Source organism: Pseudomonas duriflava (assembly GCF_007830155.1).
GTDB lineage: Bacteria > Pseudomonadota > Gammaproteobacteria > Pseudomonadales > Pseudomonadaceae > Chryseomonas > Chryseomonas duriflava.
Genome location: NZ_VLKY01000011.1, coordinates 1 through 17818, shown reverse-complemented (window position 1 = coordinate 17818; position 17818 = coordinate 1). Strand labels below are relative to the sequence as shown.

General features: G+C 53.5%; 21 protein-coding genes. 12 read left to right on the top strand and 9 right to left on the bottom strand.

What is annotated here, in order from left to right:
• Window positions 1-17 precede the first annotated feature (17 nt).
• From IQ22_RS15805 to IQ22_RS15785, 5 genes are all read right to left on the bottom strand, one after another.
• Window positions 18-1094 (bottom strand): alpha/beta fold hydrolase, encoded by a 1077-nt coding sequence (locus IQ22_RS15805; RefSeq protein ID WP_145143726.1) that lies wholly within the window; start codon window positions 1092-1094, stop codon window positions 18-20.
• 84 nt (window positions 1095-1178) lie between these two features.
• Window positions 1179-1493: a flagellar basal body-associated FliL family protein gene (locus IQ22_RS15800; protein WP_145143724.1), complete on the bottom strand. Its 315-nt coding sequence runs from the start codon at window positions 1491-1493 to the stop codon at window positions 1179-1181.
• An 87-nt stretch (window positions 1494-1580) separates the two neighbouring features.
• Window positions 1581-2390, bottom strand: a complete 810-nt coding sequence (locus IQ22_RS15795) for a cytochrome c oxidase assembly protein (RefSeq protein ID WP_208733650.1) — start codon at window positions 2388-2390, stop codon at window positions 1581-1583.
• A gap of 10 nt (window positions 2391-2400) precedes the next feature.
• Window positions 2401-2865 carry a DUF2243 domain-containing protein gene (locus IQ22_RS15790; protein ID WP_208733649.1) on the bottom strand — a complete coding sequence of 155 codons (465 nt, stop codon included), beginning with the start codon at window positions 2863-2865 and terminating at the stop codon, window positions 2401-2403.
• Between the two features lie 94 nt (window positions 2866-2959).
• On the bottom strand, window positions 2960-3916 hold the full coding sequence (locus tag IQ22_RS15785; RefSeq protein ID WP_145143722.1) for a threonine dehydratase: 957 nt from the start codon (window positions 3914-3916) through the stop codon (window positions 2960-2962).
• An 84-nt stretch (window positions 3917-4000) separates the two neighbouring features.
• Between IQ22_RS15785 and IQ22_RS15780 the strand changes: the two genes are divergently transcribed.
• The 3 genes from IQ22_RS15780 to IQ22_RS15770 all read left to right on the top strand — a co-directional run bounded on the left by IQ22_RS15780 (window position 4001) and on the right by IQ22_RS15770 (window position 7169).
• Entirely contained in the window at window positions 4001-5335 is a 1335-nt protein-coding gene (locus IQ22_RS15780; protein ID WP_145143720.1) for an aminotransferase-like domain-containing protein, read from the top strand.
• A gap of 381 nt (window positions 5336-5716) precedes the next feature.
• Entirely contained in the window at window positions 5717-6661 is a 945-nt protein-coding gene (locus IQ22_RS15775; RefSeq protein ID WP_145143718.1) for an AEC family transporter, read from the top strand.
• 136 nt (window positions 6662-6797) lie between these two features.
• The gene (locus IQ22_RS15770) at window positions 6798-7169 is read left to right on the top strand and encodes an RcnB family protein (protein ID WP_145143716.1); all 372 of its coding nucleotides are present in this window, start codon (window positions 6798-6800) and stop codon (window positions 7167-7169) included.
• A 116-nt stretch (window positions 7170-7285) separates the two neighbouring features.
• Here IQ22_RS15770 and IQ22_RS15765 read toward each other — a convergent pair whose 3' ends face one another.
• Together IQ22_RS15765 and IQ22_RS15760 are read right to left on the bottom strand one after the other, a co-directional pair.
• The gene (locus tag IQ22_RS15765; protein ID WP_145143714.1) at window positions 7286-8257 is read right to left on the bottom strand and encodes a DNA replication terminus site-binding protein; all 972 of its coding nucleotides are present in this window, start codon (window positions 8255-8257) and stop codon (window positions 7286-7288) included.
• A 286-nt stretch (window positions 8258-8543) separates the two neighbouring features.
• Entirely contained in the window at window positions 8544-8885 is a 342-nt protein-coding gene (locus IQ22_RS15760) for a hypothetical protein (protein WP_145143712.1), read from the bottom strand.
• 593 nt (window positions 8886-9478) lie between these two features.
• Here IQ22_RS15760 and IQ22_RS15755 point away from each other — a divergent pair.
• The 6 genes from IQ22_RS15755 to IQ22_RS15730 all read left to right on the top strand — a co-directional run bounded on the left by IQ22_RS15755 (window position 9479) and on the right by IQ22_RS15730 (window position 15419).
• Window positions 9479-10378, top strand: coding sequence for an AraC family transcriptional regulator (locus tag IQ22_RS15755; protein WP_145143710.1), 900 nt, complete (start codon window positions 9479-9481; stop codon window positions 10376-10378).
• A gap of 319 nt (window positions 10379-10697) precedes the next feature.
• On the top strand, window positions 10698-11519 hold the full coding sequence (locus IQ22_RS15750; RefSeq protein ID WP_145143708.1) for an NAD-dependent epimerase/dehydratase family protein: 822 nt from the start codon (window positions 10698-10700) through the stop codon (window positions 11517-11519).
• A 53-nt stretch (window positions 11520-11572) separates the two neighbouring features.
• A complete protein-coding gene (locus IQ22_RS15745; RefSeq protein ID WP_145143706.1) occupies window positions 11573-12469 on the top strand; it encodes an SMP-30/gluconolactonase/LRE family protein in 897 nt (298 codons plus the stop codon).
• 64 nt (window positions 12470-12533) lie between these two features.
• Entirely contained in the window at window positions 12534-13517 is a 984-nt protein-coding gene (locus IQ22_RS15740) for a TRAP transporter substrate-binding protein (protein ID WP_145143704.1), read from the top strand.
• A gap of 88 nt (window positions 13518-13605) precedes the next feature.
• Complete coding sequence (locus IQ22_RS15735) at window positions 13606-14133, top strand: TRAP transporter small permease (protein ID WP_145143702.1); 528 nt, start codon at window positions 13606-13608, stop codon at window positions 14131-14133.
• Between the two features lie 2 nt (window positions 14134-14135).
• Window positions 14136-15419 (top strand): TRAP transporter large permease, encoded by a 1284-nt coding sequence (locus tag IQ22_RS15730; protein ID WP_145143700.1) that lies wholly within the window; start codon window positions 14136-14138, stop codon window positions 15417-15419.
• Window positions 15420-15853: 434 nt separating this feature from the next.
• Here the strand turns inward: IQ22_RS15730 and IQ22_RS15725 are convergent, their stop codons facing one another.
• Window positions 15854-16084, bottom strand: a complete 231-nt coding sequence (locus tag IQ22_RS15725) for a hypothetical protein (protein ID WP_145143698.1) — start codon at window positions 16082-16084, stop codon at window positions 15854-15856.
• A 4-nt stretch (window positions 16085-16088) separates the two neighbouring features.
• On the opposite strand from IQ22_RS15725, the gene IQ22_RS15720 reads away from it, so the two are divergent.
• From IQ22_RS15720 to IQ22_RS23595, 3 genes are all read left to right on the top strand, one after another.
• On the top strand, window positions 16089-16304 hold the full coding sequence (locus tag IQ22_RS15720) for a hypothetical protein (RefSeq protein ID WP_145143696.1): 216 nt from the start codon (window positions 16089-16091) through the stop codon (window positions 16302-16304).
• Between the two features lie 229 nt (window positions 16305-16533).
• Window positions 16534-16818, top strand: coding sequence for an arginine deiminase-related protein (locus IQ22_RS23600; RefSeq protein WP_244309195.1), 285 nt, complete (start codon window positions 16534-16536; stop codon window positions 16816-16818).
• A gap of 81 nt (window positions 16819-16899) precedes the next feature.
• Window positions 16900-17310, top strand: coding sequence for a hypothetical protein (locus tag IQ22_RS23595; RefSeq protein WP_244309193.1), 411 nt, complete (start codon window positions 16900-16902; stop codon window positions 17308-17310).
• 91 nt (window positions 17311-17401) lie between these two features.
• Here IQ22_RS23595 and IQ22_RS15710 read toward each other — a convergent pair.
• Window positions 17402-17818, bottom strand: a 417-nt coding sequence (locus IQ22_RS15710) for an IS630 family transposase (protein ID WP_145143694.1), incomplete at its 5' end; no start/stop codon positions are given.

Here is a 17818-nt window from a genome sequence, read left to right as displayed (position 1 = left end):
ACAAAAATGAGGTTCGCTTATCCCAATTCTGCCCCTTCAACGATAAGAGGGTTACCCTGTTGCTTACGAACCTGCTCAACCACCTCGCTAATAGCTTGGGCAACCAGGACGGGATGGTCCTCCGGGTTAAAATGTCGGCCGCCGGGGATAACAGTCAACGGGGCATTGAGCTCTTCTGCTAGTCGTTGCCCCGAGGCCAAAGGTATTGAATCCGCTTCGCCCCATACTACTTGCTTCGGCCCCGGAATGGTTGCTAGCCGGCCTGCCAGGGATACTGTATCCCCTACCTCCAGATGACGAAGCTGATGTGCGAAGAGCTTGGGGCCCATCTCACGGTCATAAGGTTTCCAGTGCAACGCTGCCGACTCTTCACGTCGCGCATCGTTGTCATGCCCAAGATTATAAATACCGGAAAGGAACAGTGGTTTGAGCCAAGCTGGCTTGAGCCCCTCGATCCGAGCAGCCTGACTACGAGCCAGACGGACTGAAGGCACTGGCCAGTTATCATAGGCAACACTGTCGACCAGTACGAGGCCAAGACTGAGCTCAGGATGTTTAACCAGTAGCTGTTGAATCACCCCGCCGCCCAAGTCATGCCCCACGAAAACAGCTTTGGCGATTCCCAGATGTTGTAGCCAATCATATAGGTAGTCCGCCTGACGGGCTGGCGAAATATCGCGTTCCAGGCCCTGATCCATGGACCAGCCAAACCCAACCTGCTCCCAGGCCAGACAGCGAACCCCACCGCGGTCTATATGCGGGATGACATAACGCCATAACCGCGGCTGGGTAGGCACTCCGTGGATCAGGATGACAGGGATAGAATCCGGACCAGTATCGCCGTGAGCCTCCCAACGCATAACGATACCGCCTATGTCAGCGCTTTCTACTCGCTCCGGTGCCGCTTCGTCAGTGGTGTCGTTTTGGGTGTCATTAACGCTGGGTTTGAGTAATGCACTGCCCAGACCCAGCGCAGCGCCTGCCGACATGGCAAGACGAAGAGGATGACTCCTCGGAAGCGCCAAAGCACATGCAGCAGCAACACTGCCAAGGATCAACCCCTTCTTGTCAAAATTGAAGGATGACGTATTCATAAAAGGCCTCCTGAAAACCTGTTCAGATGTGGCCCCCTATTCAAGGTCAGGGTTCCCCTCTTTCGACGCGCAGTGACGAAGGGATCAGACGCCGGGTTCTTTTCCGTACTTCTTCACGTACTGCTTGCGCATTTCCCGACATGATTCACCGATCGAAAAGCGCTCGGCCTCGCTGGTGTCCGGCGCGCTGGCACGCTGCTCGCAAGCCTGGATGGTACGCTGTTCATTGGCCTGGACTTCCGGTGAGGGACCGCGGGTAAACAGGTAGATCAAGCCGCCAAGTATGGCAAAGATAAAGATAACGGCGCCCAGCATCAGCCCTAGGCAACCTTTTTTGCTAGGTGGCGGCTCAGGCTCGTCTGTATGTAAATGAATAGTGGATGCGCTTTTATTGCTCACGACGAGACCTCTTGCTATGGAACGGTGAATCTAGCATTTATCGTACACCTTCATCACGTCTGGACATGATGGAAACATCCTCCTGAATCAATGGGTTGACAAACTTTTCATCAGTGCCGGCAAAGGCATATGAGTATTTTTGCGCCGACGCCTGAACCAGAGTGAACAAAAGGCAACGATTAATAGCGCCTCAGCCATATCGCCACCGTAGTACATCCACTGGGCTGCACGTTGCAGCTCGATGCTTTCAAGGCCGAGGCCACGGGGATAAGAAAATCCGTACATCAGTTTGGCCAGTGCGGCATGTGCAGCCGTAGCCAGAAACAGTACGACCAATCGCGTGCACAACGAAGGTCGATGCAGGGCGGGATCCGGCCCGGCAATCGACCAGGTAAACAGATATCCCGATACCAGGAAATGCAGATGCAACCATGTATGGAGCCAGGGGCTGTTCTGGCTTGCAGCATATAGGGGCGTAAGATACAGCAGGTACATTCCCCCCATATCCAGGACTGCAGCGGTCAGCGGATGTGTGAGCCGACGCGGTAAGGGTCTACCTAGAAAAGTGACCAGCCCTCGCGCCTGGGCAGAAGGCAATGTCTTGAGTAACAGCGTTCCAGGCGCACCGAATACCAGTCCGAGCGGTGCAAACATCCCCAGCAGCAGATGTTGAAGCATGTGCCCACGTAGATCGGCATGAGCAAAAGTCGATACCGGGGGAAGCAATGCTACAAGCACCAGGACGATCCCACCGGCAAAACTCGAGACTCGCCATGGGCTCCATGAGCGCCCTTGAGCCTGCAAGTGTAAATAGGCAGATAGATATAAAATCCAGCCCACTAAGGTAGCACTGACAAGCAGCCATGGAACGTGCCCAGGCATCTCTAGATAAATCATCGCCGGCGCCTTATGAGCTTACATAGATACGCCGAGCGTTACGCAGCAGTAAGATGCCAATCAACAAAAGTATGCCTCCTGCCAGATTCCACATTACGTCGTACACGAGCAGGTTATCAACGTAACGAACCTGATGCAGCCGGAGGACCTTGTGATCGATAATCCCATCGAATAGCTGAAACCCACCCATTCCCAAAAAGAAACCTGCCTGCCCATAAGGTTTCGCAAAAGCCTTGTGTTCACGCAGTTCAGCCAGCATGAAAAAACCCAGAATCAACAGGATCAGCTCGGCCGAGTGCAGGACGCCATCTGACAGCAAGGCAAACACTCCTGTACCCCTGTCCACGAAATGGTGCCAGGCCAACAACTGGTGAAAGATGATTTCATCAATGGCCGCCATAAAGCCGATGCCAATCAATACAGTGGCGGTCAAAGAGCGCCGAGTCATTAATACTGAAGAGATTCCGGTAGCCATGAAGTGTCCTCGCAAGTCACCTTCTCCCTGCCGCACGCTGCAGGTTCTACTCTTCAGACGTAGAGCACTCGTGAACGTTCGAAGCGATTTTGATTCATGGCTCAGCCAGGATGCTCGCAGCTTGATCCCGGTCAATATTGGCACCACTCAGAATCACCGCCACCTGGCGCCCCTGCTGCTGGGCACGCTCCTTCAGCAGAGCCGCTAGAGCAGCGGCGCCTGCGCCTTCCGCCAAGTTATGGGTATCCTCATACAGGGCCTTTATGCCCCGGCAGACTTCTTCATCGGTTACTCGGACTATACGCGCAGCTCCTTGCCGAACCACGGCCAGGGGCTCTGCTTCAGGAATGCGACAGGCCATGCCATCTGCCAGGGTCTGCGCTGTAGAGGTAGTAACGATACAACCTTGCTCGAAGCTTTGTGCAAAGGCATCTGCTGTGGACGAAACCACGCCTACGATTTCGGTCTTGAGCCCTAGAAGATCACGGGCCTGAATCAATCCGCATATTCCTGATCCCATTCCGATCGGTACATAAACCGTATCCAGCCCATGTACTGCCTCGAATAGCTCCAAAGCATAGGTGGCTACGCCCCGGACGAGGTCGGTATGAAAGGCGGGCACCTGATAATACCCCTTGGACTGAGCCAACGCTGCCGCATGCTCACGCGCCTCGTCAAAGTCTCGCCCGCATTCAATAACCGTAGCGCCCAAGGCGCGCATAGCCGCATTCTTTTCACGAGAATTACCCTTCGGCACGACAATCCATAGCCCTACTCCAACGGCTCGGCAAGCATAGGCAAGACTTTGCCCATGATTGCCCCGCGTTGCCGTGACCAAGCCGGTCAAATGCGAGTAGCGACGCAACAGCGCCTCAACGTACACCAAGCCGCCTCGCACTTTGAATGCGCCTGTCGGCGTATGGTTTTCATGCTTGACCCACACCGTTGCACCTATCCGCGCAGATAAAAGCGGCCATGCATACTGAGGTGTAGGGGGCATGGCGGCATACACAGTGCGTGCGGCGTCCTGCAAAGAAGACAAATCAAACATGAGCAGATCTCCAGGGCTGATTGACCCCAGCATACTTATCACTCATTGTATGGCTCTATTCTTTTATTGCATGGCAGGCAATAAATGTGGACACCTGTACTCACGCCCTCCTCTCAGCCTCGCTATTTGGCTTTGGTAGATGCTATTGCTGCAGCTATTGAATCTGGCGAGTTGAAGGTTGGTGATCGACTGCCACCGCAACGGCGACTGGCTTGGCATCTCGGACTCAACCCCAGCACAACCATGCAGGCTTACCGCGAAGCGGCACGCCGACATCTCGTTTCAGGTGAAGTCGGTCGCGGCACTTATGTACTGGCAGGCAGCAAGGAGGCCACGCTGTTTCGCCTGAAAGCCCCTTCTCCCAGCCTGCCCTGTATCGATCTGTCTACACATGTTCCGGCACTGGACCCCTATAACCGGGACCTGGAGGATGCACTTTCTACATTAGCCGGTACGGTTCATGGATTTGCCCATCAGGGATACCTTATGCCGGACAGGTTGACGCAAGGTTGCATTGCAGGTGCCAATTGGTTGGCTTTGCGCGGGATGAGCTACTCACCGAACCAGCTCATGTTATGTGCCGGCGCACAACAAGGCGTGTTCGCGGCCTTACTCGCTTTGTGCAAGCCGGGCGAGCCGGTACTGGCTGAGCACCTGACCGCACCAGGCATCAAGGCAGCTGCCCGGCAGTTACGTCTACCGCTGCATGGCATACCACTGGATGCACAAGGTCCTGTTCCCGATGCCTTGGATCGTCTCGTTCGCGCTACAGGGGCACGGGTCGTCGTTCTCATCCCGACCCTGCAGAACCCAACGGGTCTCTCCATGACGGCGGAGCGTCGGCACCTTCTTGCAGAGATCGTGCACCGTCACGCGCTCTGGATCATCGAAGACGATGTATATGGTGCCCTTTCCAATGAACCGCCCTTAGCGCAGGTCCTTCCTAAACGCACGCTCATGATCACGAGCCTTTCCAAGACCGTAGCCCCGGGCTTGAGGATCGGCTTTTTAGCGGGTCCGCACTCACTTCTGGAACGAATAGACCCTGAAGGGCAAGCTACCCATTGGGCGATCTCTCCACTTTGCCTAGAGATTGCCCAGCGCTGGATTCAAGACGGCACAGCCAGTCGACGTCTCGCCTGGCAGCAAGAGGAAGTGGGTCAGCGTTGGCGGTTGGCAAGAAGGCTGCTGGGTACTCATTGGGTTACCTCAGCACAGCCTAGTCCACATCTGTGGATGACCGGGACCGGTCAAGGTTTAGCGGAGCGTTGCCGAGCCGCTGGAGTAGAAGGTGTGGGTGCATCGACCTTTGCCGTTACGTCTACAACAATCGATGCCGTACGTTTCAGTCTTTCAGCTGCCCCGGATCGCGTCGTGCTCAAACAGGCACTTGAACGTATTGCCTCAGCAATAAGTTAACTCGCTTGCTCAGCACAGCGTCTCTGTCTAGGCGCATAGTTTAAAAGCAGGACAAGGCCGACACTTATGCCTGAGCAGTCAGACTGATCAAGAAGATACTCAAAAAGAATAGCCCCCAGAACAGCTCTGTCATTCCTTCGCCTGATACTTTGCGCTTGTTGATGGTTGCCATGAAGACCTCTCCTTGTTAACAGCCGCTATGACTTTCAGGCTCTTATTAAGTTCGTCGAGTCAGTCACAAAACTTTAAGTTCATAGACCGGAGGCTGCCTTGCAATACCGAACGGTACTCTAGCATTTGCCAGGCGTTTATCGATCCGGCGGTTGGACTCTGCCTGATGAACTGCCATGATGCCTGGATCGCCTTTACGGAACGGACCTCGTGCTTCAGATTCTTTCCATCACAGCGCCAATATTCATTTTGATCGGGCTGGGCTTTCTGTCTTCCCGCTCGGGTCTTCTGACACGAGAACAAGTGCGTGGCCTAGGGAGTTTTGTCATTACCTTCGCCATGCCTGCCTTGATTATCAAAGCCTTATCACAAAGTCCCATCGATCACGTATTCAACTTTTATTACCTGGTTGCTTACGCTGGTGGGTCCTTACTTGTCTTTTGGGGCGGTTTTTTTTATGCCCGTCATGTACGTAAGGAGGCACTTGACAGTAGTGCTATCACAGCCATGGGCATGTCAGTTTCCAACAGTGGTTTCATCGGCTATCCCATTGCGGCGCTGGTCATTGGGCCTCCAGCAGCCGTGGCCCTGGCCTTGAACATGCTGGTAGAGAATCTCATCATGATTCCCATGGCTCTAGCCATAGCCGAGGCCAGTCGCCACCGTGAAGGCGGTGTCTTACGCATGCTCTTCGAAACAGCCAAACGTTTGAGTAAGAGCCCTATCATTATTGGCCTCGTCATTGGACTGCTATTGTCCAGCCTTAACATCCAATTACCTACAGCACTCTTTACCGTTGTCGATATGCTGGCCCATGCCTCGGCACCTGTTGCGCTGTTCGTTATTGGCGCTTCGCTCTATGGTCTCAAGGCAAAAGGCATGATCAAGGACGTAGGGCAAACGTCCTTTGCCAAGCTACTCCTACACCCATTGGCAGTGTTTGGCCTGCTCCTGCTGATGCCAGCCGTAGATCCTATCCTCAAGCTGGCGGCTGTTCTCTTGGCCAGCGCTCCGATGATGAGTGTCTACCCTATTCTGGGACAGCGCTTCGGCTTTGAAGGCCGCTGCGCCGCTACGCTTATGGTGGCCACGCTCGCGTCATTCTTTACTATCAGCCTGTTACTCGGCTTGCTGGATGTCGAGTTAAGGTCGTAAAAGCTGCTTTGCCAGTGCCAAATCGGCGCTGGCAAGCAAAACCCGTCTCGCTCCCGACATGAAAGATTACGATCACAAGGGAAATTACCAAGCCTGCGGTGGTCAAAACCAATAAGTCTGATCGTTGGAGGAAGACATGAATATCAAAGCATTGACTGCATGCTTGCTACTGGGTACATCCCTGGCGAGTACAGGCGTATTTGCACAGGACGCGGCAGGAAAGTATCAACCGTCGAATGATAAATATCAGGACTCGGTTATCTCTAAAGACAAGAATCAGAAAGGAGATCTCTCGGTCATTGATCCTACTGACGGTAATGTCTATGAAATTGGCAGCGAAGCTCCTGATAAATATCAGCGTGATGTGTACCGGATCAAAGATCCCAAGGCCCATGGCCTAAAGGAACCGGAAGAAGACCAGCAATGGGTCAAGATCGGGCGTGACTACGTACTGCTCAAAACAACATCGAGCGCTATCGTCGAGATTGTGAAAGGTAAGGATGAATAATAAGCCTGCCGTATGTGGCCATAATGCATTCTTTTGATGACATGGACACATAACACCCGAACAGCATATTAGTTGTTCGGGTCTTTCAGGAGCCCTTCCCCCGCTCTTATCTGCATTTACCTTTGACGCTGACCATACGTGGAAATCACCGAGGTTCGCGGTAACGTCTCCACAGCCGTAGCAACCGAAGCATTTCTGCGCTTGCGATCCGTGGTCTTCAAGTACAACCCCAACCGTGGAATGATCTCTTGGCGAGGAACCTTGTCGGAGCGCTCGGCCTGTGCCTGTTCTGCATCAAACGCCTCGAGGGGATCAACTTTAGGCCATGGCTGTTTTTCATCGAGCGACACGAAGATCGGTAGATTAGCGTGAGGCATGGCGTCGTAGCGTGAGCTTTTTGAAAAATAAAGCATGACTCGTGGATGCGGGGCAATCGGTCGATAACGATGTAATTCAGCCTTGCTATCCAGAAAACCGAGCGCCTTCAGCTCCATTCGCAGGCCGCGCTCCTTATCCATGTCCGCCTTGGCCACCGCCTCCGCCAGCTGAAGCTCGACCTTTTCGATGACGTCCTTTACCGGAATGCTTTCGGGCGCCGCCGTCTTGCCAGCCCAGGTAAACAGAATACGCCGAGGAACCCCTTCGAAGACTTGGATATGCCGTTCGATCTGCTTGATAACAAGAGGTAATTTCAATGCCGTACGGGCATGTTTGCCTTTGGAAAGCGATTTCAGGTTCATTGACCTCGCGTCCTCGGCCAGTACGTGGAGAAACCGATCCCTGGCAGCATTGGCTTCGCGAGCCGCCTCTAGGACTGAGCCGGATACTCCAATCCAGCCAGGCAAGCGCATGACTGTACTAGGGTGCTGCCCTTCCTCTTGCTCAAACTGCAAAATGGCCTTTTTGGTGGCTTCAATGGCAGGCTCACCAACCAGCTCATGGGGCGTGATTTGGGTCAACCCTTTTGCCTCTCGATTAATAGGCAAGAGCCATACCTGTGCATGCACGACAGCCGAAGGCCAGAGACTGTTAAAGGTACGCTGCGCCTCCAGCATTTCCTGCCAAGCATCGCGAAGATCAGAGATCATGAATAACCTCGCTCGGGTAATACCATAGCTGAATAGCTATTCGTTATAGACTTTAATATGAGACAAGGCTACTTCTTTAGAAGAATTTTATACGAACAGCATCGACAGACTACCCATCCCGACCTTTTATGGCATATGCCTTTTAGCTTTTCGGGAGTATGGCATTCAATTACACAACACTCGCAATGGGATGGTATTACAAAATTTTATTAAAGAAATATTTTTTAGTTAAGAAACGCGCCGCTAAAGCGTTTACCTTATTTAGGCGAGGCTGGCAGCACTATGACTACTCTATTAAAGCAGCCGACCCCATACATTTGCCCTCTTGTAGTGCCTCATTCGAAAAGGAAAGAAAGTCCATACGCAAGGCCAGTCCTTTGTGGAGAGCCTGATTCAGAATGGGTGAACACTGTTGCTCGAAATGTACCTGCATGGCCTCTGGTTGAGTCCATAAAGCCCGGACCTCCCAAGTGAGCTCTTTCTGCCCTGCTGGTTTCATACTAAAAACCAAGCACCCTTCTGGTCTTTGCGCCAAGCCAGGTAGCTCTGCCAGCAAACGCTCTAATGCCGTTGAGCGTCCTACACGCGCCTGGATAACGATCAGCGTAGTCAGTATAGGATTTGACATAAGGCCTCCTCAGACGGAACGATTGGCAAATCTACCGGACCCTTATGAATAAGGGCTTGCTCTATAAGGGCACCTTGCGGCATTGGCAGCCCAGCGATAACAGCGCCAACGCCACTACTGCTCCCCGTAATGGCAATTACTTTGTCTTCATTACCTCTCATATGAAGCCCTCTGCAATTGATCCAAAGCCATGCTGCTTCAGTTACAAAGGTTATGAGCAAACCACTTTCTTCCGTTAGACGAATCCTGTCGGGTTCTTGCCTAATCCTGCCAGCAACTATGTAGTCTGAAACATAGGTATTAGAAGCAGAGCAAAAAGGACATTACTACGCAGATCCGCCGCAGCTAGTCTTTTAAGCACAGCCACAACACTTCTGCAGGATTAGGCAATCATTTAGCAGGATCGCTTTACCGTCGCATGTTTGCCTATATCTAATTTACTGTCCTGAGTTGCATGTTGGCTGAGTAGTGCCTTTAGTTCGTACAGTAGTGCTATGACCTGTCATAACAAGGCAACGAATTCAGGCAATAACGGATCATGAACCTCCTCGGCTTGTGTAGAGGATGCTATAACCCCTGTCAGGAACGTAACGATGCAGAAAGATACCGTTGCCCAGCGGGCCGAGCTTGCTACGCTAGCCCAGCGCCTCGCCTCTGAACCCGGTACGCACACGACGCCGGTTAATGCCTTGAGCTTGATCCGTGCCAATCACCCGACGCCACCCCATCATGCCGTAGCACAACCCAGCTTTTGCATTATCGCTCAAGGCAGTAAGCAAACCTTGTTGGGCAGTGAACGCTACGTTTACGATCCACTGCACTACCTAGTCATTTCGGCGGCTCTTCCACTGATAGGCAACGTGATCGAAGCAACGCCCGAAAAGCCTTATTTATGCTTGCGTATAGAAATAGATCCTGTAGAAATCTCTCATCTCATTGCAGACATGGGCATGCCTGACACACCGGCGACCTCTGTTGATCGGGGGCTCTATGTAGAGTGTATCGATGACGACCTGCTTGATGCCGTTATCAGGCTGACACGCCTGCTGGAAGCGCCTCGGGATATTCCCATACTGGCTCCTCTGATTTACCGGGAAGTTCTCTATCGCCTGTTACGTGGGCCGCAAGGGCATCGCTTGTACGAAACGGCATTGACGAACAGCCAAACTCACCGAGTGAATCAAGCCATCGACTGGCTGAACCAGCACTACCGCGAGCCGTTTCGCATCGAAACGCTGGCGCAGCAGGTTAACTTGAGCATTTCCACGCTACATCACCGATTTAAAGCTGTGACAGCGATGAGCCCGTTGCAGTATCAAAAACAACTTCGTCTACAAGAGGCGAAACGTCTCATCTGGACCGAAGGACTCGATGCGGCTACAGCAGCCTACCGTGTAGGCTATGAAAGCCCTTCGCAATTCAGTCGCGAATATAGCCGCCTGTTTGGTGTGCCACCGATGAAAGACTTGGCCCGCTTGCGAATATCGGCATAGATACAAGACCTTTGGCGTATGGGCCCATGCCTGCTAGCAACTATTAGACTTTGATCTATACCGCTGGGCTGAGCTGTCAAGAATATCCTGCATGTAGAGATATGCCCGTGCCCTGCAAGGACAGGCTGCGCAAAACCAGCCCGCATGAGCTGCGCAGAAAGTATCTATATGGACCAGAATATTTACTAACCACTCTGTATGAAAAGGCTCAAGCATGCAGGTGGTGATTGACAGAAAGAGGGCTGGCTGTTAAAAATCCCATATCAGTCATACGATGTCTTATGACCTTATAAAAATACTAATAACCGGGAAACTTCATATGTCGGCACACCCTGCAGAATCCCAGCGTCTGAATCGCATTCTTCTTACCGGAGCCGCAGGCGGCCTGGGTAAGGTTCTTCGCGAAACGCTGCGTCCTTATGCTGAAGTCCTTCGGCTCTCGGATATCTCTTTCATGGATCCGGCCTCAGGCCCTCAGGAAGAAGTCGTACCTTGTAACCTGGCTGATAAAGCAGCCGTTATTGCATTGGCCCAAGGTGTCGATGCCATCGTCCATTTAGGTGGCGTGTCGGTCGAGCGGCCGTTCGAAGAAATTCTTGAAGCCAATATCAAAGGCGTGTTCCACATTTACGAAGCAGCGCGTATTCATGGCATCAAGCGGGTCGTCTTTGCCAGCTCCAATCATGTCATTGGCTTCTACAAGCAGAGCGAGCGTATCGATGCTACCGCAGCACGCCGCCCCGATAGTTACTATGGCTTGTCCAAATCATACGGCGAAGACGTTGCCAGCTTTTATTTTGACCGCTACGGCATCGAAACCGTCAGCATCCGAATCGGTTCCTCATTCCCCGAGCCGCAAAACCGCCGCATGATGTCAACGTGGCTCAGTTATCGGGACCTGACCAATCTGGTAGCCCGCTCCCTCTTCACGCCGGAAGTTCGTCATACCATTGTGTATGGAGTATCCAATAACCGTGATGTCTGGTGGGATAATCATCTGGCGGCCCATCTAGGCTGGGAACCGCAGGACAGTTCGGAAATTTTCCGCGATAAAGTCGAAGCCCAGCCAATGCCAGCGCCAGATGATCCTGCTGCTGTCTATCAGGGCGGTGCGTTTGTTGCTGCGGGACCGTTTGACTGATCAGACCTTGCCCTTCGCTTCATCCAGTCTATGCAGACTACGAGAACAAGACCATGCAAGCTGAACTGATTGTTGATGCCCGTAACGGCACCGGGGAAAGCCCGGTATGGAATAGCCAGGAACAAGCCCTGTATTGGGTCGATATCCCGGCTCGCACGCTCAACCGCTGGACGGCTGCTGACGGTAGCGTTCAGTCCTGGGTTGCACCGGAGATGATTGCCTGTATTGCTCGCTGCGCCAATCCAGCTGATGGATGGATTGCCGGCCTCGAAAATGGAATCTTCAGGGTAAAACCTACTGAAGACCATACTCTCGATGCAGTGCGTCTCACTGAAACGCGCCATGACAGCACAAACATGCGCTTCAATGACGGTCGCTGCGACCGTCAGGGCCGCTTCTGGGCCGGTACGATGCTAATGGACATGGGCGCTGCCGCACGGGTCGGCAAGCTTTATCGCTACCCTGCTTCGGACGGGTTGGCTTCGAAAGCGGTTTTCGATGACTTCATCGTGCCTAACGGGCTGGCCTTCAGCCCCGATGGTCGCACGATGTATCTCTCAGACTCGCATCCCAGCGCACAACTCATCTGGTCGTTCGATTACGACACGGACAGCGGTACACCTTCTAACCGTCGCGTATTCGTCGATATGAATGCCTATCCTGGTCGGCCGGATGGTGCGGCAGTGGATGAAGACGGTTGCTACTGGATCTGTGGTAACGATGCTGGCCTGATTCATCGTTTCACACCTGACGGCCGCCTGGATCGCTCGCTGGAGGTACCCGTCAAGAAACCAGCCATGTGCGCGTTTGGCGGAGCGACCCTGGATACGTTGTTTGTAACATCAATACGCCCGGGCGGGGTCGATCTGTCCGATCAGCCGCTTGCCGGTGGCGTATTCGCCCTAAGACCTGGCATAAAAGGTCTGGAAGAGCCCGTGTTCAAGGGATAAGGCAAAATGCCTGTCAATGCTGTACTCCTCATAACAAAGACAACATGCGACAAGGAGTTTCCTCATGAATTTCAAGCGTAACCTGTTAGCCGCTGCATGCTGTGCCCTATTGACCCCTGTGGTCGCACTGGCCGATATCACGCTCAAGTCCTCCGATGTACACCCGGCGGGCTACCCTACCGTTGTGGCAGTGGAGAACATGGGCAAAAAGCTCAAAGAGGCCACTGACGGAGAGCTTAGCATCCGTATGTTTCCGGGTGGCGTACTGGGTAGTGAAAAGGAAGTTGTTGAACAAGTACAGGTCGGTGCCATTCAGATGGCCCGTATTTCCATCGGCTCGGTAGGTCCGGTAGTACCGGAGGTCAACGTCTTTAACTTACCGTTCGTCTTCCGTGACGAAGCGCATATGCGCAAGGTGATCGACGGACCAGTGGGTCAGGAGCTGTTAGATACCGTGACCAAGTCCAACTTCAACCTGGTCGCACTGGGCTGGATGGACGGCGGTACTCGTCACCTGTATACCAAAAAGCCGGTTCGCCAGATCGGTGATCTCAAAGGCATGAAAGTTCGTGTAATTGGTAACCCGATCTTTGTCGATACCCTGAATGCCATGGGCGGCAGCGGTATTGCCATGGCGACGGGTGAGATTTATAGCGCCTTGCAAACTGGAGTAATCGACGGCGCTGAAAATAACCCGCCTACCATGGTGACGCAGAACCACTATCAAGTTGCCAAGTACTATACCCAGACCGGTCACCTGATCCTCCCGGAAATGCTGGTTATGTCCAAAGCGACCTGGGGCAAGCTCACCCCCGAACAGCAGGAACTGGTCAAAAAGACTGCACGCGAAGCTCAACTGGAAGAACGTGAGCTGTGGGACAAATACAACGCTGACAGCATTGCAAAACTGAAAGCGGGCGGTGTGGAGTTCATTGAAGTGGATCGCAAACCATTCTATGAAGCAACCGCTCCGGTTCGGGAAAAGTATAGCCAGCAGTATGGCCCGCAGTTTACTGCGCTCGTCCAGCGCGTCGAAGCAGTGCAATAAGGTCACGAAGGCAACAAAAACAATAACCTGGCACGCCCTGCCCGTCCGACGATAGCTCTCGGCGGGTTCGCGGCGCATGGAGCTTCCTATGAAATCTGCTCTTCTGCGCGTCAACGATATGATCTACACCCTCTGTATCTGGGTAGCAGGGCTGTCGATCCTGACGATTTCGCTCATCATTCCCTGGGGCATCTTTACCCGTTACGTCCTGGGTACCGGCTCTTCCTGGCCTGAACCTATTGCGGTTCTGCTTATGTCAGTTTTCACTTTCATTGGCGCAGCTCCAAGCTACCGGGCGGGAGCTCACATGGCTGTAGCCATGTTTACTGACCGCCTACCACCCATGCTTAAAAGATACGACGCCATCCTAGTCAACCTGCTTATGGCAGCCGTCACTCTGTTCATGACGATCTGGGGTATCAAGCTATGCATGGCAACTTGGTATCAATACACTAGCGAATTGTCCTGGCTGCGAGTTGGCGTGGCCTATTCGCCAATCCCTATCGGGGGCGCCCTCACCCTGTGGTTCGTGTTGGAAAAAATCTGGTGCGGCGAACAGTGCCACCGCCGTGTCGTTCAATACGATGTTGTTGAACAAGCTGAAGGAGCTGCCTGAATATGGACGCCTTTATTCTGCTCGGCAGTTTCATGCTGCTTATCCTGATCGGGATGCCAGTCGCTTATGCTCTGGGTTTGGCCGCGTTAATTGGCGCCTGGTGGATCGACATCCCCTTCGACGCCATGATGATCCAGATCGCCGGCGGTATTAACAAGTTCTCGCTTCTTGCCATCCCGTTCTTCGTTCTGGCGGGGGCAATCATGGCGGAAGGCGGCATGTCACGGCGTCTCGTAGAATGCGCCAACGTGCTGGTCGGTTTTATCCGGGGCGGCTTGTCCTTGGTAAATATCCTGGCCTCAACCTTCTTTGGCGCCATTTCCGGCTCATCCCTGGCTGACACCGCCTCTGTAGGGTCGGTCCTGATTCCGGAGATGGAAAAGAAAGGCTATCCCCGTGACTATGCTACGGCCGTGACGGTCAGCGGCTCGGTCCAGGCATTGCTGACGCCTCCCAGCCATAACTCTGTGCTGTATTCGCTTGCTGCGGGCGGTACGGTATCCATCGGCTCACTGTTCATCGCTGGTATCGGCCCAGGCCTTCTCCTCAGCGCTATCATGATGCTGATGTGTTTGTTCTTTGCCAAAAGGCGCAGCTACCCTAAAGGCGAAGTAATTCCCTTGCGAAAGGCGTTGAAAATTTGCGTCGAAGCCATTTGGGGAATGATGACCATGGTCATCATTCTGGGCGGCATCCTATCGGGCGTGTTTACGGCTACCGAATCCGCCGCCGTTGCCGTGCTTTGGGCTTTCTTCGTCACGATGTTCATCTACCGCGACTATAAGTGGAGCGAGTTGCCCAAGCTGATGCACCGTACGGTCAGAACCGTCTCGATCGTAATGATCTTGATCGCTTTTGCAGCCAGCTTTGGCTACATCATGACGTTGATGCAGATTCCGGCGCAGATTACCGCAGCCTTCATGACCATCTCGGACAACCGTTATGTGATCCTGATGTGCATCAACGCCATGCTGCTCGTACTGGGCACGGTAATGGACATGGCACCGCTTATTCTGATCCTTACACCGATCCTGCTGCCTGTCGTCACATCCATTGGTGTGGATCCGGTGCACTTCGGTATGATCATGCTGGTCAATCTGGGGATCGGCCTGATTACGCCCCCAGTCGGCGGTGTGCTGTTCGTTGGTGCCGCGGTCGGAAAGGTTACTATCGAGCAGACCGTTAAGGCCCTGCTGCCATTCTACGTAGCGTTGTTTGCTGCTCTGATGGCAGTTACTTACGTTCCCGCTATTTCCCTGTTCCTGCCAAGCCTGGTCGGTCAATAAACAGCTGATCTTCCCGGCCTTCCGTAACATCGGAAGGCCGGGAGAAAACCCCAGCTTGGCCCGCTTCAGTCCCTTTCTTCCCTCTCTGACCCCAAAGCCCTTTCGCTCGAATACCGTTTTGCCGTGTAGCGCTCCAGGCGGAGTCCGTTATATCGCCTTACAGTTAGACTGCCCAGCGGCGTGTGCCCGGCTTTATCCTGAAACCTCCTTTCGACCGCCCATACCGAACGCTTATCAGTGAATGCCCCGAGGAGACGACCGGCTCGTGACATCCGCACTAAATAAACGTACTGTCGCCACGCTTAAAACGGGCTTGCCTCGCTCCCTTTATTCGTGTCGTCACAATAAGGCCGTCGAGACGGTGCAAGACCGTGAAAGGTCAACCACAGCTTAAGAATCAGCAGATCGGCTAGGTTGCATTACACATGGCTTAGTCAGGCGTAATCATGGCTATCCGTGCTGGCTGTTGCCGGTGCGGTGGCGATGTGAAAGCGTCTCACCCGGAACGCGCCCTGGGCCGCTTCGGGATTTGCAGCACCTCGGCGTCCTGACGTGGAGCAAAGCTGTTCGTCTTGGTAGATGAAGCTGCCCGGTGTTTGTAACCATACCAAAGCGCGAGTCACTGAGTCTGGAAACAAACAACGATCATATATGGAAAGGTTCATCACTATGGCTCTACACGCTTCCGACCTGTCTGCCCAGCAAGAGATCGACTCGTTGCTGGATCACTTGCAGGCGGCCAACGAGATGATTGAGGAGGCACTCAGCCTGATCGTCCAGGTTCAGCGTGGCGAAAAGAGTCCCGAGGCACTAAAGCCTCTGCGCGATGCTTTCAGCATGGCGCTCAGCCTCAACCCGTCTCAAGCAGCGTTTGCCCGGCACTAATAAAGCTTCGTCTCTAGCAAACCACCCGTCAGTCTTTTACGGTCCGGCTGACGGATGCTTGTCTGTGATCTAGACCCACTTCTTCTCCAGTCTCACTCTCTACTGACCATGTGCGGCAGTAGATGCGTCATTGCCCTATCCGAAACGGACATCCTGAGCGTGGACCGCTGCCAAGTTCTGCTTTTCCTGGCATCGTGTAGCCCACTAAAAACACAACAAGGAATAGCGCATGACAACGACGTCGGTTTCCCTGGCCCTGGTTCGCCCTCCGGTCTCCCGCCTGGCCGAAGGGGTCGTAGATAATATCGAGCGGCAACCTGTGGATGTAGCATTGGCCGAACGCCAATGGAACAAATATGTCGCCGCCTTGCGCGAAGCAGGCTGGCCTGTGCAAGTTGTGGAAGCCTCTGAAAGACACCCTGATTCGGTATTCATTGAAGATACTGTGGTTCTGTATCGCGGGCTGGCCGTCATTACCAATCTGGGGCATCCATCCCGCCAAGGTGAAAGCTAGGCCATTGCACGTCTTCTGGCTGAGCGGGGCCATCCACTGGCATACATCCAGGGGGCAGGAACACTGGATGGTGGCGATGTCTTGAAGGTTGGCGATACCATTTACGTTGGGCGATCGGCTCGTACCAACAGTGAAGGTATACGACAGCTACGGACCTTGTTACGTCCATTAGGCGCACGGGTAATTGCAGTCCCGGTCACCACCGTTCTGCATTTGAAAACTGCCGTAACGGCCCTGCCGGATGGCACCGTGATCGGCTATCTACCACATGTAGCAGAACCAGGGCTGTTTCCGCATTTCATGGCTGTCCCCGAGCCTTCCGGTGCACATGTGATCATTTTGGATGACAACAGCGTACTAATGGCCGCCAGCGCACCCCAAACCCGGACACTTATCGAAAGCCTGGGGTATCGCGTGGTTACGGTCGACATCAGCGAATTTGAAAAACTGGAAGGTTGTGTGACCTGTCTTTCCATTCGCATTCGTGGCTGAGCGAGCAAGCAATTCGGTTCTACTATAAGCCTTCCACTCCATAGACTCCCTCCCAGCAGCTACTAGTGTGGTGAATCATAAGTACGTTTAATTAGCTCCTGCGAAAAGCCCGTGCTGCCCGACCTACCGAAGCCAGGATTTCACCAGCGCTCCTACTCCAGCGGAAGGGCCTCGGGTTCTGATTGTAAGTAGCCAGGTAATAGTTAATGGACTGCTCAAGATCGCTTACGCTGGTATGTGATTGCCGCTTGATCCATCTCTGGCTAAGGGTCGAGAAAAAGTGCTCTACCAGGTTTAGCCAGGAAGCTGAGGTTGGGGTGAAATGCACCTGATAACGAGGGTGTGCAGCTAGCCAGGCCTTTACCTGATCGGTCTTATGTACCGCATAGTTGTCCATGATCAAGTGAACCGGTAAGTCAGTACAGATCTCTTCATCAATAGCCTTCAAGAACTCCACAAACTCAGCGCTACGATGACGACGCTTGAGACGCCCGATCACTTCGCCTGT